Origin of the sequence: Amycolatopsis sp. NPDC049253 (genome assembly GCF_040678995.1) — a bacterium.
GTDB lineage: Bacteria > Actinomycetota > Actinomycetes > Mycobacteriales > Pseudonocardiaceae > Amycolatopsis.
Window position 1 is genome coordinate 84,086 of sequence record NZ_JBFAQX010000027.1, and the last position, 21,597, is coordinate 105,682.

The window sequence follows — 21,597 nt, forward strand, 5'->3', positions numbered from 1 at the left end:
CCACGCGAGAGAGCACGTCCGAGCCCATGCTACGCACGCTGCGCGTACTAGAGTCCCGCCCGGCGCGGCGATCGGCTCGTGACCACCGGCGGGGCGTTCAGGTGCGCGCTGGGTCCTCGCCCGCGGGAGCCGCAGCGCTGCCTGGCTCGTGCGAGTTGTCGACCGCGGCGGTGTCCGGGTGGTCCTCCCCTGCTGCTCGGTCGGGTTGGGCGAAGCGATGGCCCGGCGCCGGAGCCGGTCGCGGTGGCGGTAATTGGGTTGACCCGGCCCCGTGGTGACGCTGCAATGTGGCGCGACAGCCACGACACCCCCGGGAGACGCACGCAGTGGAGATCCGCGCCACGACCGAGCAGGACTTCGACCTCTTCGTCGACACCGTCCACGCCGCGTTCGCGCGGTTCCCCGAGACGCCGGCCGAGGGCGGCGGCGGGTTGTGGTGGTCGGCACTCGAGATGGACCGCGGGGTGCTGGCCCTGGCGGACGGGCGGCCCGTCGGGACCGCCGCGGCCTACTCGTTCGAGCTCACGCTGCCCGGCGAGGTCGTGGTACCGGCGGCCGGGATCACGTCCGTCGGGGTGCTGCCTTCGCATCGGCGCCGCGGGGTGCTCAGCGCGATGATGCGGCACCAGCTGGCCGAACTGCGGGCGCGAGGTGAGTTCCTGTCCGTGCTGCTGGCGTCGGAGGCCACGATCTACGGCCGCTTCGGCTACGGGCCGGCGACCTACACCGGGAAGCTGACGGTGCCGCGCAACCAGGCCGCGCTCGCCGCACCGCGGGCTCAGGCGGCGGCCGACACCGGCTCGGTCGAGGTGCTGAAGCGGGACGAGTGCGTCGACCTGCTGGAAGACGTCTACGACCGCTACCGCCGCGCGCAGCCGGGCGCGTTGTCCCGCCCGCACCGCTGGTGGGAGCTGCGCGCGGGCCAGCCGCCGATCACCGCGGCGCCGCGGTACCTCGCCGTGCACCGGGACGCCGACGGCACCCCGGACGGGTACGCCAGTTATTCGCTCAGTGAGCCGGGCACGCTGTCCGTCGACGAAACCATCGCCGTCGACGACGCCGTCTTCACCGCCCTGACCCGGTTCGTGCTCGGCCACGACCTGGTCACGCGCGTGGTGTTCAAGCACGTCCCGCCGTGGCATCCGCTGCGCTGGCAGCTCGCGGACTTCCGCGCCGGCGAAATGATCGACGACGACTGGCTGTGGGTGCGGCTGCTCGACGTCCCGCGCGCGCTGACCACCCGCGGCTGGTTCGCCGACGGCGAGCTCGTCCTCGACGTCACCGACCCCTTCCTCGCCGAGCGCGGCCGCCACCTCCTGACCGTCCGCGACGGCAAGGCGGAGTGCGTCCCCACCGACCGCACGCCCGACCTGTCCCTCGACGTGCGCGACCTCGGCTCCCTCTACCTCGGCGGCACCACCCCGAGCACCCTCGTGCGCGCCGGCCACGTCCACGCGCACCACCCTGAGGCCGCGGCAACCGCCGACGTGCTGTTCCGCTCCGACCGACAGCCGCACTGCCTGCACTGGTTCTGACGACGCCGGCCGAGACTCGGCGGCCGAGCGGACGTCAGTTCCCGCGCCCGGTGGTGCGTTGCAGCTCGTCGATCCGCTCGGAGGCTTCCGCTTTGGTGAGGCCCTCCGGCACGTCGACGCCGGCTTCCTGCGCCAGCGTGTGCAAGTAGGACTCCTGCGGGCCGGTCATGGGCTCGTCGCCGGTCGTCCAGTCGCTCGGGTCCTTCTGCGGGTTGGGTTCGACCTCGTCTGCCATCACTCCTCCATTCGAACACACGTTCGCTCGGAGTCGACGGTACCGCTGCTGTCCGGCCATCGCAGACTCAGCGGCCGAGCACCTTCGCGAGCGCCGCGACGTCGACCTGCCGGGGTTTCGGCAGCCAGGCCGGCTGGTCGGCGCCGCGGGGTGAGAGGACGTTCAGGTAGTGGTGCGGGGTCCGCGAGAGCGTGACGTTTTCCGTGACACCCTGGTACAGCCCGAGCGGGGTGAGCGACGTGAACAGCTGCGGGTCGAGCAGCTCGTGCTCGCCGCCGCTGCCGACGGCGCGGCGGACGTAGTCCCGGTCGAAGAAGCCGAGGGTGGTCGCCCACATGGCGGCGCGCGTCAGGGAGACGTGGACGCGGTAGCTGCCGCCCTCGGTGGCGCGGCGGATGAGCGCGGCCAGTGCGCCGGTGGCGCCCAGCCAGGCGACGAGGTAGTCGTTGATGATCGACGTCGGTGGGAGCTTCGGCTGGTCCAGGGTGCCTTCGGCGGCGACCATGCCGGTGACGGTGCCGGCGACCTGGTCGAAGCCGACACGGTTCGCCCACGGGCCGGTGTCGCCGTGGCAGCTGGCGGTGACGTGGACGAGGCCGGGCCGCAGGCCGATGGCCTGGTGGGCGTCGACGCCGAACTCGGTGAGCAGGCCGGGGCGGCGGTTGGCGTAGAAGACGTCGGCGTCGCGCAGGAGGGCGTGGAGGGTGGCCTGGCCGTCGGGGTCGCGGACGTTGAGGCGGGTCGAGCGGACGCCTACGTTGGCCGTGGCGACCAGCGAGTCCATCTCGAACTCCATGACACGCCAGACGTTGAGCACGTCGGCGCCCAGCGCGGCCAGCGAGCGGCCGATGCCGGCGCCGGCGATGACGTGGCCCATGCCGAGCGCGCGGATGCCGGACAGCGGGTGCGTGCCCCAGTCCGGCAGCGGTTCGGGCGGGGTGTCCGCGACCTTCTCGATCTCGATCAGCGGCCGTGCCGCGAGGTGCTCGAACACGGGCTCGGCCACGAACTCCTCGACGCTGCGGACCTTCGCGAACACGATGCCGTGCCGCTCCCCCAGCTCCTCCAGCTCGTCGGCGGTGTGCCGGGCGATCGCGCGGCCGAGCGCTTCGGGGCTGTCCGCGCAGTCCAGGACCGCGAGCATCTTCGACTTCAGGCCGGGGTAGATGTTCGCGGGGATGACGTGGCGGCCGTCGCGTGTCGGGTAGAAGCCGAGGCAGGAGCCGACGAGCCGGTCGGCCAGGTCGGCCGGGTAGCCGTTGAGCGTCTCCCACCGCAGCTCCGACGCCGGGGCGAGCCGGCGGATGGCCTGGCCGAGGTCGACCGTGATGTCCTGACCCAGTCCCGTGCGCATCCGCCACAGCTTCGCGGCGAGCACCGACTGCTGGGCCAGCGCGACGGCCGCCGCCCCGCCGATGCGGATCACGCTGGGCAGCAGCGGGTCACGTTTGAGGAAGGTGATGGCACCGCCGCTGTCCTCGGGCGTGAAACCCAGTGGTGCCAGCACTTCGCGCAGCTCGGCGTGCGGGTCGAACGCGTCGTCGGCCGCGCGGGTGCGCACCGCCTGGAGCAGGGCGTCGCGCATCGCCCGCGGATCGGTGGTTTCCACAGTGGACACTCCAGGGTCGGGACCGCGACGACACGGGCCACGAGCTCGCCTGCGCCAGGGCGCCGCGGTGCGGCGGGCAGCGAAGCGCGTCGATCGTAGCGACGGCAGCGGGCCCGCCGGGCGACTTCGGAGAATCTCTCACTCTTCCTTCGAGGCCGCCGACCGCTTCCCGCGCACCACCAGGACGGGACACAGCGCGTACGAGATCACGCTCTGGCTGGTCGACCCGAGCGCCAGACCCGCGAGCCCGCCGCGGCCGCGGCTGCCGACGACCAGCAGCTGCGCGCGATCGGCCCAGTCGAGCAGGCCGTCGGCCGGCTTCTCCTTCACGACCAGGCGCTCGACCTGCACGTCGGGGTACTTCGCCTGCCAGCCGGCGAGCCGCTGCGCGAGCAGTTCCCGTTCGTGGGCCTCGATCGCGTCGGCGTCGGAGGACGAGCCGGACTCCTCGAACACCGACGCGAGGAAGCCTTCCTTCCAGCAGTGCACGGCGACGAGCGGGGTCCGGCGCCACGACGCCTCCTCGAAGGCGGCGCCGATCGCGTCCTCCCCGATCGGCGTGGCGTCCACGCCGACCACGACCGGGCCGTCCACCGGCGGCGCGTCCTCGGCGACGTGGGGGCGGACGAACGCGACCGGGCACTCCGCGTGCGACGCGAGCGAAACCGACACCGAGCCCAGCACGAACCGGCCGAGCCGGTGCTGCCCCGTCGACCCCAGGATCAGCATCCCGGCCGATGCGGACTCGGCGCGCAGGGCCGACGCCGGCTGTTCCGGCCGCAGCACGGACTCGGCGGCCAGCTCGGGAGCCACCTCCGCGACGGCCGCCCGCGCCCGGCCGAGCACCCGGTCGCCGCGTTCGCCGACGACGCGCTGTGCGTCCTCGTAGGTCGGCGCGGCGTGCGGGTACGTCACCGGGATCTCGTCCACGGCGTGCACGAGCCGCAGCCCGACGCGGCGCTCGCGGGCCATCCGCGCGGCCCAGCGCACCGCCATCAGCGACGCCTCGCCCTCGTCGACCCCGACGACCAGATCGGTGGACGCGCTTGCCATGGGTTCCCCGCCTTCGTCGGTCTGCCGCCACTCCGGACTGTAACCGCGGCGGACCCGCGCGCGAGACGGCCAACAGGCCCCCGTCCGGGTGACTTTCGGCCGGCGGTGCCCGGCCCTTCGGGCAGCCGTCGAGTCGGTCTGCATGCGGACGACCGTGCGGTTCGGCAGGCTGCTCCCCGAGATCGCCGGGTGAGCCGAATGCTCGGCACCGGACCGCCGGCCGCCGCGCTTTTCCTCCGTCTGCTGACGATTCGCGCGGACGCGATGCCGGGTCAGCCCGGGCAGCCGTCGAGGGTCGGCACCGGGTACCTCGGGTCGTAGTAGCCGGGTGCGTCGCGTTCGCCCGCGGGGGTCGGGCCGACGGGCGGGTTGGCGTAACCGGGCGCCAGGAACCCCGTCTTCGCGGCGGCGCACCCGACGGAGGAGAACGCGCTGTGCTCGCCGTCGATCCAAAGCCCCTGGCTGGTTTCGCTGAAGCTCGTGCCGCTGCGGAGCACGTAGTTCTCGTCCACGCGCACGAAGCTGACGATCTGCGCCGGCCCGGTCAGGCCGCCGGGCCGGGGATCGTCGAACGCGTAGGCGACCACGTACTTCGCGTCCACGGCCAGCTCCCCCGGCTTGGCCCCGGGGTGCGCGGTCAGGGTGCCGAAGATCCGCGGGCCGGCGTCGAGCAGGCGGTAGCCGTCGGCGATCTCGGTCACGTACGGCAGCAGGCCCTTGTCGTGGTCGGCCACCTTCGACGCGATCCACGGCCGCGCGTCCGGTGCCAGCTGCGCCAGGAAGGCCGCGGGGTCGTGCCCCGTCACGACGGTGGGTTCGAGCCGCGCGGCGAAGATCGCGCGCCTGACCTGCGCGTAGGCCTCCGTGGCAACTTCGGGGTCGACTGTGGCGGTCGCGGTGGTGGCGATCCCGTCGAACCCCTTGGCCCAGTTCTCGGCGGGCGTCCGGTCGTACGGCCGAGCCAGATCGACGGGCGCGAGCACCGGCACCGCCGTCGGATTCGGCGCGACCGGCTCGGCCTCCGGCCGGCTCCCCACGAGCACGATCGCCGCCGCCGTCACGCCGAGGACGAGGAGGACGAGCGTCGCGCCCCACCACCGCCCGCGCGGCCGCCGCAGTGGTACGCGCGTGCGCACCTGCCGGCGGTCCTTCCTCGCCCCCGCCCGCGCGCCGGCCTCCGCCCGCCTGCGCCACTCCGGATCCACCAGATCGGGGTGCGAGTCGAGCAGGTCTTCCTCTTCCACGTGCGTGCCCCCAGAAAACGTCGTCGCCTCCTCATCGACGACAGCGGGACATCGTTACGGCGACGGGGTGCTTGCCGTGCGGCATCCCACCCGGCGTGATCGACCTGGCCGTCCGGCGCCAGGATCACCGTCGGCCCAACCCGAACCGCGTGTCAGTGGTGGCCGTCGCGGGTGGGTGGGTCGAGGGTGGTGACGGTGGTGGCCCGGGTGAGGGCGTAGGCGGCGAAGAGGGCGGGCAGGCCGAGGACGGCGAGCAGGAGCCAGGTGCTGGTGGCGTTGGCGACGACGACCCACTGGACCGCGACGAGGAGGCCGGCGTTGAGCAGGACGCGGCCCGTCAGGGAGACCAGGCGGGGTCGCGAGGCACCGGCGCGGCGGGCGCCGGACCACCGGGCCCCGGACAGTGCGAGCAGAAGCGCGCCGGCGACGAGGAGGGGGCTGGACGTGAGGGCGTTCATGGGTCACCCCGATCGGATCGCGTGGTGGTGGGAAAAAACGGTCGCCGGGCGAGCGTGGCGCCGCGTCGGGGGTTCCGAGGCAGTGGGCCGTTCCGGCTTGCCCGGCAAGGATGCCCGCAGGCGCGCCGGGGTCGCAAAGTTTCCGACCAAGTCCGATCAGCGCCGGCCGGCGGGGTGGGCTCGGAGGGCCGGGTGTCGGGCATCATGGCACAACGGCGGGCGCCGCGCCCGGACGAGGAGGGCCGGCTGTGACGACTGCGCCGTTCGGGGAACCGCCCACGCCGGGGAAACCCGCATCGCTGCGTGAGTTCGCGGTCCGGTTGCAGGCTTTGCGGGAATGGTCCGGGGTGCGGCTGCGCGCGTTGCCGGCTCTCGTCGAGCGGGAAACGGCGGCGCGCGGGGTGCCGGCCGAAGCGGTCAGATGTGCGTACGGGACCGCGCGGGAGATCTTCCGGGACGAGCCCAAGCGGTACAACGAGACGTTGCTCTTCGACGTCATCCGGGCGTTGCTGAGGACGGCGCATCCGCCGGCGGAGACGCTCGAACGGCTGGTGGTGCGGTGGCGCGAGAGCTATCACCACGCCCGGCGGCGATCGCGGGAGCAGGCGGTGTTTCCGGGGTTCTCGATCGGGCCGCTCAGGACCGGTGTTCAGCTGCTGGAAGGCAACGGGGAGCGCGAGACCGCGGAAAGCGACGTGCACGTTCTCGTGACGCCCCGGGCGGTTCCCTTCCTCCCCTGGTCGCCCGTCGAAGGGAACAGCTCCGCAAGGAGCGGAAAGACCGCCACAGGAAGGGGCTCGAGTACCACGCGGCCCTACACCGCTACGCGGTCCACGATTTCGTGGTGAACCGCCGCGGCCCCGAGAAGCTGCCCGAGGTCACGATCCACTTCACCCACTCCGACTACCTCACTTTCCTCGCCACCCAGCAGCTCGACGAACCCTTCCCCGGCGGCGACACCCTCCGCAGCCTCTACCTCGACGGCCGCGACCCCCAGGACACCCCGGACTTCATGCGCTCCAGCTTCGGCCTCAACGTCGCCGTCGTCACCGCCGACGGGTGGCTCGTCGTCGCGCGGCGCAGCACCCGCGTCGGGGTGGGGAAAGGCGAGTGGAACTCCTCGGCCAACGAAGGGCTGCAACGGGGACTCGACGGGCGGCAAGGCCCGCCCAACCTCTTTCGCGCCGCCGAGCGCGGGCTGAAGGAAGAGCTGCGGCTCAGGCCCGATCACTACGACCTCAAGCTCCTCGCGTTCGCCGTCGTCACGTCGAACTCCCAGTGGTGCTGCCTGTTCTTGGCGAACCTCCGCACGATGACCCGGCAGCAGTTCGAGAACAACCTCGGCCGCGGGGTTCAGGACGCCTGGGAGCACCGCGGATTCGAGTACGTGCGGTTCGAGCCACAGGCGACGGTCGAGTACCTGCTCCGACGCGACCGCCGCGACGCGTGGGCCCCCGCGGCGCCGGTGTTGTTCTACCTGTCGCTCGTCCACGTCCACGGCGAGGAGGCCACGGACCGTGTCGTGGAAAAGCTTGAAGCACAACGACAACCGGGCGAGCACTCACGCCGGCGTGAGTGAAGGCGGCAACGCGGCCGCGCCCCACGACCGGTTCGGCGTCGGGCTCATGTGGAGGACCAGTTCGCCGCCGCGGCTGACCTCGTCGTGGGTGATCCAGGCGCGGTGCAGCGGCTTGCCGTTCAGCGTTGCCGACGTGACGTAGACGTGGGACGGCGAGTTGCCGATCGCGCGCACGGTGAACGGCCGGCCGCGACCCGTCGTGAAGCGCGCGCGGTCGAAGACGGGGCTGCCGAGGATGTACACGCCGCTCGCGGGCGACACGGGGTAGAAACCCGCCGCCGCGAGGACGTACCACGCCGACATCTGGCCGGCGTCGTCGTTGCCCGCCAGGCTGCCCGCGCCGGTGCGGTAGGCGTTTTCGCAGACGTAGCGGGACCACTTCTGGGTGAGCCACGGCGCACCCCCGTAGGTGAACATGAAGGGCATCTGCTGCACGGGCTCGTTGCTGTGGTTGTAGAACTCGTTCCACTTCATCATCACGTTCGGCGGCGTCTTCTCGAAGATGCCGTTGAGCCGGTCGACGAACGCCGCGCGCCCGCCCGCCAGCTTCACCAGGCCGCCGATGTCGTGCGGCACGAACCAGCCCTGCTGCTCCGGGTTGCTCTCGATGCAGCCGTCGCCGTCGCCCATCCAGGTGCCGTCGGCGTTGCGGCCGCGGAACCAGCCGGCGTCGGGGTCGAAGAGGTTCCGGTAGTTCTGCGAAGTCGCGTAGAGGCGCTTCGCGTCTTCCTTCTTGCCCAACGCCTCGGCGAACCGCGCGAGGGCGTAGTCGGTGTAGGCGTTTTCCAGCGTCGAGGAGAGGCTGTAGGTGACGCAGTAGCCGAGCGAGGTCCAGTTCGCGAAGTCGGTGCGGTTGGAGCGCTCCGCCGGGCCGAGCGCGACTTCGCGGCAGAAGCGGTAGGCCTTCTCGGCGTCGAACCCGCGCAGCCCCTTGAGGTAGGCCTCCGCGATGACGTTGATCGCGCGGTCGCCGATCATGGTGTCGGTGTCCTTGCCCAGCAGCTCCCAGCGGGCCAGCCCCCGCACGAGGCCGGCGTCGGTGAGCGACACCAGCGACGTGATCGTCTCCTGCACCACATCCGGGTCGATGATCGTGAGCAGCGGGAACTGCGCGCGGAACACGTCCCAGCCGCTGAACAGCGTGCGGTGCGTGACGCCGTCGCGCACCGGCGCGGTGTCGCCCACGCGGTGGCGGCCGTCGACGTCGCCGAACAGCCGCGGGTCGATCATCGAGTGGTACAGCGCGGTTTCGAAGATCTTCCGCTGCTCGGCCGTGCCGCCTTCGACGGCGACCTTGTCCAGCGCGTCCGCCCACGTGCGGCGGGCCCCGGCCGCGACGGCGTCGAAGTTCCAGCCCGGCAGGTCGTGGCGCAGGTTGCGGCGGGAACCGTCCAGGTCGACGAACGACACGCCCGCGCGCACCGGCACCTGCTGCCCGGCGCGGACGGGGAACTCGGCGAAGAACCCGAGCTGGGTGCCGTCGCGTTGCGCCAGGTCGGTGCGGACGTCGGTGCCGTCCCACGTGCCGAACCCGGCGATCGGCTGGGGGAACTCCATCGTGAAGTACACGGTGTAGGCCGGGCTCTGCGCGCCGCAGCCCCAGCCGCCACCCGTGTGGTCGCAGCGGATCCAGCCCTCGACGGTCGTGGCGTCGACCTGGCGCACGTGCTGCGCGATCGAGTGCGAGCCGTCAGGGCCGATGCGACGGGTGAGGTCGACCTTGACACGGCCGGTGCCGGCGTCGTGGAAGGTGAAGCGCAGCAGGCCCGCCCGCTCGGTGGCGGTGAGCTCGGCGCGCACGCGGTACCGGTCCAGCTCCACGGCGTAGTAGCCGGCACGCGCGATCTCGGTTTCCTTGCGGTACGGGCTCTTCGCCTCGTCGCGCCCGGTCACGAGCGGGCCGGTCTGCGGGAGCACCTGCAGGTTGCCGAGGTCGCCGTAGCAGCCGACCCCCGACATGTGCAGGAAGCTGAAACCTTCGATCGTGGTCATCTCGGCCGAGTAGCCGCTGCCGTTGTCGCCGCCGGAGACCGTGTCCGGGCTCAGCTGGACCAGGCCGAACGGCGCGACCGCGCCCGGGAACGTCTTGCCGCACGCCGTGTCGGCCGCCGTGGTGACAGATCCGATGATCGGATCGACGGAGTCCACCGGTTGCGACCGGGCGGCCGCTGCCACCGCGGTACGGGGCAGGGCGGCCGCAGCGGCCACCCCACCCGTGCCGACCAGAAATCCGCGCCTGGACAGAGAACCTGCGTCGGTCATGCTTCATCGCCTTCCGGACGCTCGTGCGGTTGACGCCGACAACACTGGGCGAACGAGCGGTCTGGATCAAGCAGACATCGGATGTGTGGCCTTTTCTGTCCACTCGTTTGTCCGGCCCGGCGATTCCACTGTGGACGCCAGCCGCGCGAGCAGCCGCCGTACTCGCGGCACCACGTCGCGGGCGAATGCGGCCACCTGGGCACGGGAATTGTCCTCGGGCATGAAGCCGAACCCGGTGTACGGCGGCTCGCCGCCGAGTTTCGCCAGCAGCTCCGCCCCTTCCGCGGCGCTGCCCCGCACGGGGTCGGCGCCCGCTCCGGCCGCCGTCAGTGGTCCCGGGGCCGCCTGCGCCGCCAGGCGCCGCGGCTCGCCCGCCGAAGCGGACGAGCCCGCGGACCGCCCGGCGGCCCGAGCCGCCGTGCGGGTGTCCGATGCCGAGGGTCCGCACTCGTTCCTTCTTCAGGGCCGCCACAATCGCCGTCAGGACCGATGAAATGGTCACGACAAGCCGGACCGGCGGTGAAGCAGCAGGGACAACAGCGGATCCGGACAGTTCGCACCCCTCGTCGCGATCGGCGTCCGGAACCGCGCTTCGACAAAAGTCATCTTAATGAACTACCTGATCCTCGGCGACATCAGGTTGACCGAAGATCCCGTGATGCCAAGGAAATTCGACCCTGGTCAAACCACCCACCCGGTCGCCTCCCGGCGTGTTCGGCTACCAGTCCATCCCACTCCGAAGACGGCCGATCGTCGGCCGGGATTCGCCGAGGAATAAGCTGCCGGTGACGACGGTTACGGAGATACCCGCCGCGATACCTTCGGCGGAAGACGTGTTCGACATGAAAGCCTTTCGGTTGATACTCATTCTCCGCTGACACATGATGGACTGGATCGCGAGAGGGGACTACGGATGATCGGCTCATTTTCTGCCGGGATCGGTTCATGGACGGGGTGAGCAGACTCATCCGGCTGGCACACCTCGAGGGCCGCCTCGACGTGCGGTGCCTGATGGCCGGACAGTTCACTTTGGACCACGAAGCCGCCCCGCCGGGCGAGGTGCAGTTCCACCTTGTCCTGCAAGGACGCTGCACGGTGACCACCGGCACGTCCGCAGTCGACCTGGGCCCGGGTGACTACCTCCTGCTCCCCCACGGCGACGCCCACACGGTGACCGCGGCCTCGGGCCGCCGGCGCCGGTTCGAGGAGGAGCCGGGAGCGACGTTCACCACACGCAAGTCCCTCGGCGCCGAGCACGAGCTCGACCTGTTCTGCGGCCACTACCGCTTCGACTCGGCCGCGGGAGCGCTGCTGTTCCGCCTGCTGCCGTCGCTGGTGCACGTCACGATGGACCACCCGGCACTCGCACTGGCCGACGTCCTGCGCGGCGAAGCGGACTCCGACGGGCCCGGCACGGGCGCCATCGTGTGCTCGCTGTGCGACGCGCTGCTCGCCATGTCCCTGCGCAGCCGCCCCGACCAGCGGCTCGACACGCCCGCCCTCTGGACCGCCATGGGCGACGACGTGCTCGGCCGGGTGATCGCCCAGGTCGTGGAACGCCCGGGCGAGTCGTGGACCATCGACCGCATGGCGTCCGAGGCGCGGATGTCGCGCGCGACGTTCCTGCGCCGCTTCACCGCCCGCACCGGCATCACGGTCGCGACGCTGCTGACGTCGATCCGGATGATGGTGGCCGCCGACCTGCTGACGCGCTCGGACCTTTCGGTGGCGCGCGTGGCGAGCGAGGTCGGGTACCGCTCGGAATCGGCGTTCGCACAGGCGTTCCGGGCCACTGTGGGCACTCCGCCTGCCCGTTTCCGCAAGCACGCGGTGACGAGCCAGTGCACGCGCCTGTAGCCTGTCGTCGCATCTATTGACGGTAAAGATTCATGACCAGTCGGAAAACCCCGGTGCGGACGCACCGCCCCGGCGCCGCGACGGTGCGCGTGCCCGGCAGCGCGGGCCCGGCAGCGCGGGCCCGGCCCACCGGAAAAGAACCAGAACCAGGAGCAGACGATGTCCGTCGTCGAGATGACCACCTTCACGGTGGCCGAGGAGAACACCCGGGCGATGCTGGCCGCGCGCCCGGCGATGGTGGAGGCGTTCCGGGCCGACCGGCGCGGGTTCCTCTCCGCGCGGCTGGTGCGGGTGGCCGAGAACACGTGGCTGGACTTCGTCGAGTGGTCCGACGACGCCGCGTGGGACGAGTCGAAGGCCAAGGGCGCGAACCTGCCGGCGATCGGCGCGTTCTTCGCCACGATCGACACGCTGGTCGGCGCCGAACGCGGCGTGCGCTACGACGACGCCCAGGAGACCCCGGCCGTCGAGCGCCGCGTGCACACCGTGGCCTACGGGCCCGAGCCCTCGCAGGTCGGAGAACTCTACCTGCCCGAGGGCGAGGGACCGTTCCCGGTCGTGGTCGTCGTGCACGGCGGGTACTGGACCGCCCTGTGGGACCGCCGCCAGATCACCGACGTCGTCGACGACTTCCTCGGCCGCGGGTACGCGGTGTGGAACATCGAGTACCGCCGCATCGGCGAGCCGGGCGGCGGCTGGCCCGGCACGTTCCTCGACATCGCCGCGGCCGTGGACGCGGTCGACGGGATGGACCCCGCGCTCGACCCGAACCGGATCGTCGTCGTCGGGCACTCGGCCGGCGGGCACCTCACCACCTGGGCCGCCCACCGCGGCGCCCTGCCCGCCGAGGCCCCGGGCGCGAACCCGAAGGTCACGCCGTTGGGCATCGTCTCCCTGGCCGGCGCGCTCGACCTCAAGACGGGTGACGCCACCGGATTCGGCACGGTGCTCGCCGACCCCGACGCCGAGCCGCCGAAGGACGCGCCGGAGGCCGCCCGTCCCGAGGTGTGGCCGATCGTCGCCGGCCAGGTCGGCGAAGGCGTCGTCACGCTGCTGGTCGGCGCGCACTACGCGGAGAACCCCGAGCGGTACACCTGGACCTCCCCGCTCGAACTGGCCAACCCGGGCGTGCCGGTACTCGCCGTGCACGGCACCGCGGACGAGGCCGTGCCCGCCGACTGGAGCCGCCGCTACGCGGAGAAGACCAACGCGGAAGGCGGCAGCGCGCGCTACGTCGAGGTCGAGGGCGCGACCCACTTCGACGTGGTGCAGCCGGCCCACCCGGTGTGGCCGACCGTGACCGCGTGGATCGACGAGACGTTCACCCAGAACCGGTGACGAGCCGGGCGTCGTGCCACCGACCGGCGGCACGACGCCCCTCGCTCATTCCGCGGTGCGCCGGCGGCCGCGGGCGAGGTAGCGGTCGTAGAAGCCCGTCCGGCCCGCGAACAGGCCGGACAGACCCTGCCAGAACTCCGACGGGCGCTCTTCCCGGCCCGGCCCGAGCGGCGGCAGAGCGTCCGTGGAGACGTCGACGTCGAGCACCCCGCGTGACGCCCGGGCGTAGGACGCAATCAGGGCGGTCAGCCCGACCTCTTCGGGAAGCCTGGGTGCGGTCACGGTCTCGCCCTTCGCCAGTGGTGCCGGTGCGCGTCTTGATCATCATGCAACGCGCAGGACCCCGCCATGCGCGAACGGATCAAATCCGAGCCGGACCGGATCACCTCGACACCACCGCGGCGGGGTGATCCGGTCCGGGCTCAGTGCGTCCGGACCGGCGGCATGCCGAGGACCTCGTTGAAGGCCTCCGACGACGACGGGTGCGTGTAGACGGAGTCGCGCAGCTCGGTCGCGGTCACGTCGTGGCGCATCGCGAGCGCGACGAGGTTGATCAGCTCCTGCGAGTCGACGCCCAGCAGCGTCGCGCCCACGATCAGGTCGGTTTCGCGGTCGACCACGAACTTCATCAGGCCGCGCGTCTCGCCGACGATCTTGGACCGCGGCATGGCGGCGATGTCGGCGACGGCCTTCTCCACGACCTTCACCGGCAGCCCACGGGCCACGGCCTCGCGCTCGGTGAGGCCCACGCGCGAGAGCGCCGGGCTCATGAACACCGTGTACGGGACGAACTTCCGGTCCTTTGTGGACCGCGTGCCCTCGCCGAGGAGCTGGTCGGCCACGATGCGGTAGTCGTCGAGCGAGATGTAGGTGAACTGCGGGCCGCCGTTGACGTCGCCGATCGCGAAGATGTGCGGCTGGCTGGAGCGCAGGTGCTCGTCGACCTCGACGGCACCGGTCGCGGTGGTGCGCACGCCGGCGAGGGCGAGGCCAAGGCCCTCGGTCGCGGGCGTGCGGCCGGTCGCGGCCAGCACGTCGTCGGCCGCGAGCGTGTGCGTCTCGCCGTCGATCTCGTAGGTGATCTCCACGCCGTCGCCGATGTCGCGGACGCCGGTCACGTCGGCGTCGGAGATGAACTCGACACCGGCCCCGCGCAGGATGCCGGTGGCCGCCGCCGCGATGTCCTCGTCCTCGCGGGGCATGATCCGCGGCGCGGCGTCGAGCACCGTGACCGCGCTGCCGAACTGGGCGTACGTCGAGGCGAACTCCACCCCGACGTACCCGCCGCCGAGGATCGCGAGGCGCCCGGGCAGGTGGTCGAGGTCGATCAGGTCGGTGCTGGTCAGCAGCCGGGTGCTCTCGCGCAGGCCCGGGACGGCCGGGACCGTCGGCACGGCGCCGGTGTTGATCACGATCGTGTCCGCCGTGACGCGCAGGACGTCCTCCCCCGCGGCGACCCGCACGGTCTTGGGGTCGAGGAACGTCGCCTTGCCGGTGATCACGGTGACGGTGTCGATCGTGTCCAGCATGGCGAAGTTCTTGCCCCGCATGGCTGTGGTGAGCGCACGCGTGGCCTCGACCGCCTTGCGGTGACGCTCGGGCGGGGTGCCGGCGCCGGGGTGCTCGGCGTGGTGGACGAGCGACTTGGTGGGCACACAGCCGATGTTGATGCAGGTGCCGCCGTACATCTGGGCGGACTGCTCGATCATCGCGACGCGCTTGCCGAGCTTCCCCAGAGCCGCGGCCAGCGTCTTGCCGCCCTTGCCGAAGCCGATGACCACCAGGTCGAAGTGCATGTCGTCCATACGGTCCAGCATCCGCCTCCCGAAGAGGCTCGACTACGCATGAAAAGACCAATTTTCGCCGAGATCGGATCAACCTCGGCCGGCTCGGCACCGTCCCCGTGCGGCCGTCCAGCGGCGCGCCGCCCGGAGCCGGTCCAGGTCGAACGTTTATGATCGGCCATCCCGCGGCGGCGTTCGGCGGCCGCGCGGCCGAAGGAGGCGGTGAGTGGTTACCCGGGCGGAGCGGAACGCGACGAATCCGGACCTCGGGGTGCTGTCAGCGAGGCTCCTGTTCGCCGTTCAACGCGAACTCTTCGCGAAGCTCGTCGCCCAGGGTTTCGACGATCTGCACCCCCGGCACGGGGTGGTCCTGGCCTACCTCGATCCGGGTGGTCTGCGCGCGACCGAGCTCGCGCGCCTGTCCGGCCAGGCCAAACAGGCGATCGGCCTGCTCGTGGACGAGCTGGAGGCGCTGGGCTACGTGTACCGCCGGCCCGACCCCGGCGACCGCCGCGCCAAGCTCGTCTGCCCGACCGAACGCGGCCTCGACCAGATGCGCACGGCCGACCGCATCATGGCGAGCATGCAGGACCGCCACGCCCGCCGTGTGGGCCGCGAGTCCTACGCCGAGTTCAAGCGCGTGTTCATGGACGTCGCCGAACACCAGCGGCGCACCGTCTCGGCGGACTGACCCGCCCGGATCGCCCGCGGCGGCAGCCGCCCGCGGCGCCCACCCGTCGCTCCGGTGGCCGGCGGTCTCGCGGTCGCCGGCCTCGCGGTCGGTGCTCCGGGGTGCGCGCAACCCGCCCAGATCGTGGGGGCGGCCGGACGACCAGCCTGCTTTTCGCCAGCACCAGCGTCGACACGTGATCCGACGGCGACAGAACCTGACCCGATCGTGCGTGGTTTCCCCGCCCGGCCCCGGGCACAATCGCGCGCTGTGGAGGAAAAACTGCGGCGGACGCCCCGATCGTGCTGCTGAACGGCTTCTACCACGGCTCGTGGGCGTGGACGGAGGTGATCGCCGAGCTCGCCGCGCGCGGACGCGCGGCCGTGGCGGTGGATCTCGCGGCGCACGGACTCCACGCCGTGGCACCGGACTCGGCCACGCGCCGGCCGTTCGACGCCGGCGCGTTCGCCACCGAACCGTCGCCGGTCGCCGGGATCGGGCTCGACGCCGCGGCCGATCTGCTGATCGGCCAGGTCGAGGCGATCGGTGGCGGGCGGCGGCTTCCCGTGGTCGCGCACAGCATGGGCGGCGCCGTGCTGACCAGGGCGGCGGAGCGCGAACCCGGGCTCTTCGCCCACCTGTACTACCTCGCCGCGTACATGCCGGCCTCGGACACGCCGTGCCTGGTGTACCCGTCGCTGCCGGAAGGGCGGAGCAACCGGTTCATGCCGCTGCTCGTCGGCGACCCCGAACGCACCGGCGCGCTGCGGATCGACCCCGGCAACCCGGACCCCGAGATCCGAACGGCCATCCGCGAGGCGTTCTACGGTGACGTCGAGGAAGCGGAAAGCGGCGGCCGCGATCGCGATGCTCAGCTGCGACGCGCCCGTGGCGATGGTGGTGGAAAGCACCACTCTCACCGGTTCGGGCTGGGGTTCGGTTCCCCGCACGTACATCCTGTGCACGCAGGACCGCACCATTCCCGTCGAACTGCAGACACTGTTCGTCAGCCAGGCCGATGCGGCATTCCCCGGCAATCCGACCGGGGTTTTCGGGCTCACCACGGCGCATTCGGCATTCCTGTCCGCTCCCGACCAGGTCGCGGACGTCCTCACCCATTCCCCGATACGCTGAGGTGATCACCGCCGGATCGGTGCCTTGACACCGTTCGTAATGTAAATTTACCATTGCCGGGCCGCAGGCCGGGAACTCCGAACGGCGCCCGCCTCGTCTCGAGGCGCCACTGAAAACTGCCGGATGGCCGCCACTGTGGCAGGAGACGAGCCACTCCCGCGAGCATGCTCCTGATCCCACCGAGGAGCGGAATGTCAGGCACAGCAACCCAGCCGAGATCGGCTCGCACGCGCCGGCGGATCACGGCCGCGGCCGTCGTCGCCACCGCGAGCGCCGGACCCTACCTCGCCGCGCCCGCACCGGTCGCGCACGCGGCGACCACCGCGAGCGGGTGGATCACCACCCCGGACCGCCGAATCTGTTGACACAGCAAGGAAACGTGACGTTCGGCTCCGGCGGCAGCGGGCCGGTGATCTCGGTGAACCCCGACACCACCTACCAGGCGATGGTGGGCTTGGGCGCGTCGTTCACCGACTCGGCCGCGTGGAACATCAGCAACTCGCCGCGGCATGACGAGATCATGAACTCGTTGTCCGGCACCACGAGCGGAATCGGGTTGAGCTTCCTGCGCCAGCCCATCGGCGCGTCCGACTTCTCGCGCAGCTTCTACACCTATGACGACGGTGCGGCGGACCCGGTTCTCTCGCGGTCTCCGTGGCGCACGACCCCTCTTACCTCCTGCCGCTGGTCAAGCAGGCCAAAAGCCTGAACCCGAAGCTGTCGGTCATGGCCACGCCGTGGAGCGGGCCGGCGTGGATGAAGGACAACAACAACCTCATCGGCGGCTCGCAGCGCAGCGACCAGAATGGGGTTTTCGCCGACTACCTACCCCAGGAATATGGAACCCGGCCAGCAGGCGAGCATCATCAACTCCCTCGCGCCGAAACTGCGCGCGGCGGGCCTGCCGGCGAAGATCCAGGGCTACGACCACAACTGGGACGTCACGGACTTCGCCGAGCAGGTGAACAACCAGGCCGGCGACAACGTGGCCGGCTCGGCGTGGCACCGCTACGGCGGCGACCCGTCGCCCCAGTCCGAGGTGTACGGCGACCAGCACAAGGACATCTTCTTCACCGAGTGCTCCGGCCACGACTCCGACAACGTCGCGAACACCTTCGCCGACACGTTGCGCCGGCAGGGCATGAACCTCACCATCGGCGCCACGCGCAACTACGCGCGCACCGTCGCGCTGTGGAACATGGCGCTGGACGGCAACCACGGCCCGGTGATCGGCAGCTGCGGCAACTGCAACGGGGTCGCGACCGTCGGCGGCGGCAACGTCACCCACAACGCCGAGTACTACGTGCTGGGGCACCTGAGCAAGTTCGTGCAGCCCGGCGCCGTGCGGATCGACTCGACCGGCTACGGCGAGGGCGGTGTCGAGAACGTCGCGTTCCGCAACCCGGACGGCACGATCGTGCTCGTCGCGCTGAACACCGGTGGCACGCAGAACTTCCAGGTCTTCTTCGGCGGCCAGTCGTTCGGCTACCAGCTGCCCGGCGGCTCGATGGCCACGTTCACCTGGCCCGGCAGCGGCGGCGGCACCACCACTCCCCCGCCCGCCGGCCGCACCGGCCCGATCTCCGGCCTCGGCGGCAAGTGCCTCGACGTGACGGGCGGCTCGACCGCCAACGGCAACCAGCCGCAGCTGTGGGACTGCACGTCGGGCCCGAACCAGCAGTGGACGCTCTCGAGTGACGGCACCGTCCGCGGCCTGGGCAAGTGCCTCGACGTCACCGGCAACGCCACCGCCGACGGCACCGCGGTCCAGCTCTGGGACTGCTTCGGCGCACCAACCAGAAGTGGTCGGCGGGCGCGAACGGCTCGCTGGTCAGCGCGGGCAGCGGCAAGTGCCTGGACGTCGAGGACGGCTCGACGGCCAACGGCACCAAGCTGCAGATCTGGACTTGCTCCGGCGGCCCCGGCCAGCGCTGGTCGGTCCCGGCGTAACGGTCCACACCGGACGACAGCCATTCCCCACGCCCGTGACCGGGCTGCTCCGGTCACGGGCGTCCTGCTGTGCTCACCGTGGTGACGTGCGTCACCCGAGTCCCGTGCAACCGCGGGGGCCGCCCATGGCCTTTGTGGAGTGAGGGCTGCCGAACGGCGGTCCGAGCGAGGAGCAGCGCAGTGGGTCACCGGGACTGGGAGGCGGACTACACCGCCTTCGTGCTCAGTCGTGCCTCGGCGCTGCGGACCACCGCCTACGTCCTCAGCGGCGAATGGCACCGCGCCGACGACCTGGTGCAGACCACGCTCGTCAAGCTCTACGTGATCTGGCCCCGCCTGGTGCGCCAGGGCGGCCTCGACGCCTACGCGCGCACCGTCCTGGTGCGCACGTTCGTGCGGGAGAACCGGCGCAAGTGGCGGCAGCTGGAACTGACCTCCGCCGCCCCGCCCGACACCGCCGGCGTGCCCGAAACCGACCACGCCGGCCGACTCGCCGTGCGCGCGGCGCTGGCGCAGGTGCCGCCGCGGCAGCGGGCCGTGCTCGTGCTGCGCTTCTGGACAGACCTCAGCGTCGGCGAGACGGCCACCGCCCTCGGGTGCAGCGAGGGCACCGTGAAAAGCCAGACCGCCCGCGGCCTCGCGGCGCTCAAACGCGCGCTCGGCCCACGGGGTTTCCACGACCCGTTCCCCGAGGAGAGCGAGCGATGAACGAAGACCAGGCACGCGCCCTCATCCACCTGGCCGGCCCCGACGGCCCTGGCCCGGGCGATCTCGAGACCACCCTCTCCACCGCGCTGCGCCGTGGCCGCCGCCACCGCACCGTCCGCCGCGGCCTGGCCATCTCCGGCAGCGCACTGGCCACCGCGACCCTCGTACTCGTCCCCCTGCTCCTGCGCGCCCAGCCCCCCGAACACCTGGGCCCCGCCGCGCCACCCCCGGCCACCTCCACGACGACCCCCACCGTCACGGGCACCACCCACACCCCGCCCCCACCGGCCACCGCACTCGTCACGGCGACCTCCCACGCACCCGCGAGCCCCGGCTTCTCGACGCCCGGCAACGGCCTGCCGCCGACCAGCACATCGTGACCGCCGAGCCCGTCGAACAGCGCCGATCCAGCCCAGCCCGCGAACGGAAACCCGCCATGACCACGGTGTTGCCCACCACCACCCCCACCCCGGCCTCAAGAGCCACCACGACCTCGGCGCGTCTCGGCTACCTGCGCGCCGCCGGGGTGTATCTCGTGGTGCGGGTCGTCGGAGTGGTAATGCTGGCGTTGTTCGCGTCGAGCACCGGGCAGCCGTTGCTCGACCGGCTCACCGCGTGGGACGGGCAGTGGTACCTGGCTATCGCGGACGACGGCTACGGCGGCATCACCCACGGGCTCGTCGACGCCGCCGGGAACTTCGCCCCGCACACGCCGCTGGCGTTCTTCCCGTTGTACCCGTTCCTCATGCACGCGCTGGCGACCGGCACGGGCCTCGGCAGCACCACCGCCGGGCTGCTGATCAGCGCCGTCGCGGGGATCGTCGCGGCGCTGGGCGTCTACCGCCTCGGCAAACGAGCCGGGCAGGAGCGCACCGGGCTGCTGCTCGTGGCGCTGTGGGCGGGCGCACCGCTGTCGATCACGCTCTCGATGGTCTACACCGAAGCCCTGTTCACGGCGTTCGTGGCGTGGGCGCTCGTCGGGCTCATCGAGAAGCGGTGGGCGCTCGCGGCGCTCTGCTGCGTGGCCGCCGGGCTGACGCGGCCGACGGCGGTGGTGCTGGTGGCGGTGGTCGTCTTCGCCGGCGTGGTGGCGTACGCGCGGACGCCGCGGCCGGCACCGCTGCTCGCCGCGGCCGCGGCGCCGGTGGGGCTGGCCGGCTACTGGCTGTGGGTCGCGAACCAGACGGGCAGCCTGTTCGGCTGGTTCGACCTCGAGTGGCACGGCTGGAACACCCGCTTCGACGCCGGCGCGGAGACGTTCGGCTTCGTCGGCCGGCAGCTCGTGCAGGGCCGGTCGGTGATGGAGGTCGGGAACGTCTTCGTGGTGTTCCTCGCGATCGTCGCGGCCGTGCTGCTCCTGCTCAGGCTGCGCGAGCGCCCGAGCTGGTGGCCGCTGATCCTCTTCGGCGCGGGCATGGTGGTGCTCGTGGCGGGCACCGCGGGCATCCCCTTCGCGAAGGCGCGCTTCCTGCTGCCCGGTTTCGTCCTGCTGCTGCCGCTCGCCCAGGGACTGTCCGGCCGCCGCACGAGCACCGCCGTGGCGGCGACCGCCGGCGTGGTCCTCGTCGGCTGCTGGTTCAGCGCGTACGCCCTCACCGGCTGGCACTACGCGATCTGAGGGTCTGTGTCCACAGTGGACGTCAGACCCCCGAAGCGGCCTGCCGAGGACGGCCGCCGCTCTGTGCGACGGGGCATGGCAGACGGCGATTTAGGCATTGGCTGGGCATGGCGCACGCGGCCCAACCTCGTCTCACCCGTGCACCGACTCCCGCCGCCCGCGCGGGGCCGAGCCGGCCGCCGAGCGGCCCGGGCGGCGCACCCACGCCCCCGGGACCGCCCACCATGGAGGGAACCCGCACCCATGCCGAGCCCGTCCGGCTGTCCCGTCGCCCACGATTTCTTTCGTAGTACGCCGCGCGCATCACCGCGCCGGGTCTGTCCGTCGAGCTCATCGTGCCTCCGCAGTCGTGGTGGGGACCATGATCGGCAGGGCGGGCCCGGGCCGGCGCCCGTCGGATGACGGGGTCACCGACACTCGCCCGGCCCGGGCCGCGCTGTCAGGCGGCGCGAGGGGTCAGCCGCGGATGAACTCCAGGAGATCCGCGTTGATGGTCGTGGCCTTGGTGGTCGGCATGCCGTGCGGGAAGCCCGGGTAGATCTTCAACGTGGCGTTCTGCAGGA

21 protein-coding genes and 2 pseudogenes are annotated in these 21,597 nt (G+C 71.8%); 13 read left to right on the top strand and 10 right to left on the bottom strand.

Annotation, left to right across the window (positions count from 1 at the left end):
* The first annotated feature begins 326 nt into the window (after positions 1-326).
* Positions 327-1,535, top strand: coding sequence for a GNAT family N-acetyltransferase (locus AB0K15_RS38120; RefSeq protein ID WP_364062219.1), 1,209 nt, complete (start codon positions 327-329; stop codon positions 1,533-1,535).
* A 34-nt stretch (positions 1,536-1,569) separates the two neighbouring features.
* On the opposite strand, the gene AB0K15_RS38125 is transcribed toward AB0K15_RS38120, so the two are convergent.
* The 5 genes from AB0K15_RS38125 to AB0K15_RS38145 all read right to left on the bottom strand — a co-directional run bounded on the left by AB0K15_RS38125 (position 1,570) and on the right by AB0K15_RS38145 (position 6,134).
* Positions 1,570-1,770: a DUF3072 domain-containing protein gene (locus AB0K15_RS38125; protein ID WP_364062222.1), complete on the bottom strand. Its 201-nt coding sequence runs from the start codon at positions 1,768-1,770 to the stop codon at positions 1,570-1,572.
* Positions 1,771-1,837: 67 nt separating this feature from the next.
* Positions 1,838-3,379, bottom strand: coding sequence for a CoA transferase (locus tag AB0K15_RS38130; RefSeq protein ID WP_364062225.1), 1,542 nt, complete (start codon positions 3,377-3,379; stop codon positions 1,838-1,840).
* Positions 3,380-3,517: 138 nt separating this feature from the next.
* Positions 3,518-4,432: a universal stress protein gene (locus AB0K15_RS38135; protein ID WP_364062228.1), complete on the bottom strand. Its 915-nt coding sequence runs from the start codon at positions 4,430-4,432 to the stop codon at positions 3,518-3,520.
* Between the two features lie 272 nt (positions 4,433-4,704).
* Positions 4,705-5,676: a hypothetical protein gene (locus AB0K15_RS38140; RefSeq protein WP_364062231.1), complete on the bottom strand. Its 972-nt coding sequence runs from the start codon at positions 5,674-5,676 to the stop codon at positions 4,705-4,707.
* Between the two features lie 152 nt (positions 5,677-5,828).
* Positions 5,829-6,134 carry a hypothetical protein gene (locus AB0K15_RS38145; protein ID WP_364062234.1) on the bottom strand — a complete coding sequence of 102 codons (306 nt, stop codon included), beginning with the start codon at positions 6,132-6,134 and terminating at the stop codon, positions 5,829-5,831.
* Between the two features lie 347 nt (positions 6,135-6,481).
* Here AB0K15_RS38145 and AB0K15_RS38150 point away from each other — a divergent pair, with 347 nt between their 5' ends.
* Positions 6,482-6,982: a hypothetical protein gene (locus AB0K15_RS38150; RefSeq protein ID WP_364062237.1), complete on the top strand. Its 501-nt coding sequence runs from the start codon at positions 6,482-6,484 to the stop codon at positions 6,980-6,982.
* Positions 6,979-7,713 carry a hypothetical protein gene (locus AB0K15_RS38155; protein ID WP_364062240.1) on the top strand — a complete coding sequence of 245 codons (735 nt, stop codon included), beginning with the start codon at positions 6,979-6,981 and terminating at the stop codon, positions 7,711-7,713. The genes AB0K15_RS38150 and AB0K15_RS38155 overlap by 4 nt, the downstream gene beginning before the upstream one ends.
* Here the strand turns inward: AB0K15_RS38155 and AB0K15_RS38160 are convergent.
* Positions 7,696-9,975: a GH92 family glycosyl hydrolase gene (locus AB0K15_RS38160; protein ID WP_364062243.1), complete on the bottom strand. Its 2,280-nt coding sequence runs from the start codon at positions 9,973-9,975 to the stop codon at positions 7,696-7,698. The genes AB0K15_RS38155 and AB0K15_RS38160 overlap by 18 nt on opposite strands.
* 66 nt (positions 9,976-10,041) lie before the next feature.
* Positions 10,042-10,275, bottom strand: coding sequence for a hypothetical protein (locus AB0K15_RS38165; RefSeq protein WP_364062246.1), 234 nt, complete (start codon positions 10,273-10,275; stop codon positions 10,042-10,044).
* A 654-nt stretch (positions 10,276-10,929) separates the two neighbouring features.
* Between AB0K15_RS38165 and AB0K15_RS38170 the strand changes: the two genes are divergently transcribed.
* Together AB0K15_RS38170 and AB0K15_RS38175 are read left to right on the top strand one after the other, a co-directional pair.
* Complete coding sequence (locus tag AB0K15_RS38170) at positions 10,930-11,832, top strand: AraC family transcriptional regulator (RefSeq protein WP_364062249.1); 903 nt, start codon at positions 10,930-10,932, stop codon at positions 11,830-11,832.
* Between the two features lie 159 nt (positions 11,833-11,991).
* A complete protein-coding gene (locus tag AB0K15_RS38175; protein ID WP_364062252.1) occupies positions 11,992-13,170 on the top strand; it encodes an alpha/beta hydrolase in 1,179 nt (392 codons plus the stop codon).
* Positions 13,171-13,215: 45 nt separating this feature from the next.
* Here AB0K15_RS38175 and AB0K15_RS38180 read toward each other — a convergent pair whose 3' ends face one another.
* Together AB0K15_RS38180 and AB0K15_RS38185 are read right to left on the bottom strand one after the other, a co-directional pair.
* Positions 13,216-13,452 carry a hypothetical protein gene (locus tag AB0K15_RS38180; RefSeq protein WP_364062255.1) on the bottom strand — a complete coding sequence of 79 codons (237 nt, stop codon included), beginning with the start codon at positions 13,450-13,452 and terminating at the stop codon, positions 13,216-13,218.
* A gap of 140 nt (positions 13,453-13,592) precedes the next feature.
* Positions 13,593-14,987 (bottom strand): FAD-dependent oxidoreductase, encoded by a 1,395-nt coding sequence (locus tag AB0K15_RS38185; RefSeq protein WP_364062258.1) that lies wholly within the window; start codon positions 14,985-14,987, stop codon positions 13,593-13,595.
* Positions 14,988-15,180: 193 nt separating this feature from the next.
* Here AB0K15_RS38185 and AB0K15_RS38190 point away from each other — a divergent pair, with 193 nt between their 5' ends.
* The 8 genes and pseudogenes from AB0K15_RS38190 (at position 15,181) to AB0K15_RS38225 (ending at position 21,034) form a co-directional block, all read left to right on the top strand.
* Positions 15,181-15,645, top strand: a complete 465-nt coding sequence (locus AB0K15_RS38190; RefSeq protein WP_364062261.1) for a MarR family transcriptional regulator — start codon at positions 15,181-15,183, stop codon at positions 15,643-15,645.
* Positions 15,646-15,971: 326 nt separating this feature from the next.
* Complete coding sequence (locus tag AB0K15_RS38195) at positions 15,972-16,763, top strand: hypothetical protein (protein ID WP_364062264.1); 792 nt, start codon at positions 15,972-15,974, stop codon at positions 16,761-16,763.
* Positions 16,764-17,137: 374 nt separating this feature from the next.
* On the top strand, positions 17,138-17,467 hold the full coding sequence (locus AB0K15_RS38200; protein ID WP_364062267.1) for a hypothetical protein: 330 nt from the start codon (positions 17,138-17,140) through the stop codon (positions 17,465-17,467).
* Positions 17,468-17,956: 489 nt separating this feature from the next.
* Positions 17,957-18,535: pseudogene (locus AB0K15_RS38205) on the top strand (glycoside hydrolase family 30 beta sandwich domain-containing protein); the annotation flags it as partial.
* A complete protein-coding gene (locus AB0K15_RS38210; RefSeq protein WP_364062284.1) occupies positions 18,481-18,708 on the top strand; it encodes an RICIN domain-containing protein in 228 nt (75 codons plus the stop codon). The pseudogene AB0K15_RS38205 and the gene AB0K15_RS38210, both read left to right, overlap by 55 nt.
* Positions 18,709-18,888: 180 nt before the next feature.
* Complete coding sequence (locus AB0K15_RS38215; RefSeq protein WP_364062270.1) at positions 18,889-19,416, top strand: SigE family RNA polymerase sigma factor; 528 nt, start codon at positions 18,889-18,891, stop codon at positions 19,414-19,416.
* The gene (locus AB0K15_RS38220; protein ID WP_364062273.1) at positions 19,413-19,796 is read left to right on the top strand and encodes a hypothetical protein; all 384 of its coding nucleotides are present in this window, start codon (positions 19,413-19,415) and stop codon (positions 19,794-19,796) included. The genes AB0K15_RS38215 and AB0K15_RS38220 overlap by 4 nt, the downstream gene beginning before the upstream one ends.
* A gap of 56 nt (positions 19,797-19,852) precedes the next feature.
* Positions 19,853-21,034, top strand: a complete 1,182-nt coding sequence (locus AB0K15_RS38225; protein WP_364062276.1) for a hypothetical protein — start codon at positions 19,853-19,855, stop codon at positions 21,032-21,034.
* Between the two features lie 456 nt (positions 21,035-21,490).
* On the opposite strand, the pseudogene AB0K15_RS38230 reads toward AB0K15_RS38225, so the two are convergent.
* Positions 21,491-21,597, bottom strand: a pseudogene (locus tag AB0K15_RS38230) (alpha/beta hydrolase); the annotation flags it as partial.

Bases quoted from the DNA above. Each gene is read 5' to 3' on its own strand.
- AB0K15_RS38145 (WP_364062234.1), bottom strand. From the start codon at position 6,134: ATGAACGCCCTCACGTCCAGCCCCCTCCTCGTCGCCGGCGCGCTTCTG.
- AB0K15_RS38175 (WP_364062252.1), top strand. From the start codon at position 11,992: ATGTCCGTCGTCGAGATGACCACCTTCACGGTGGCCGAGGAGAACACC.
- AB0K15_RS38135 (WP_364062228.1), bottom strand. From the start codon at position 4,432: ATGGCAAGCGCGTCCACCGATCTGGTCGTCGGGGTCGACGAGGGCGAG.
- AB0K15_RS38225 (WP_364062276.1), top strand. From the start codon at position 19,853: ATGACCACGGTGTTGCCCACCACCACCCCCACCCCGGCCTCAAGAGCC.
- AB0K15_RS38160 (WP_364062243.1), bottom strand. From the start codon at position 9,975: ATGACCGACGCAGGTTCTCTGTCCAGGCGCGGATTTCTGGTCGGCACG.
- AB0K15_RS38125 (WP_364062222.1), bottom strand. From the start codon at position 1,770: ATGGCAGACGAGGTCGAACCCAACCCGCAGAAGGACCCGAGCGACTGG.
- AB0K15_RS38220 (WP_364062273.1), top strand. From the start codon at position 19,413: ATGAACGAAGACCAGGCACGCGCCCTCATCCACCTGGCCGGCCCCGAC.
- AB0K15_RS38185 (WP_364062258.1), bottom strand. From the start codon at position 14,987: ATGCTGGACCGTATGGACGACATGCACTTCGACCTGGTGGTCATCGGC.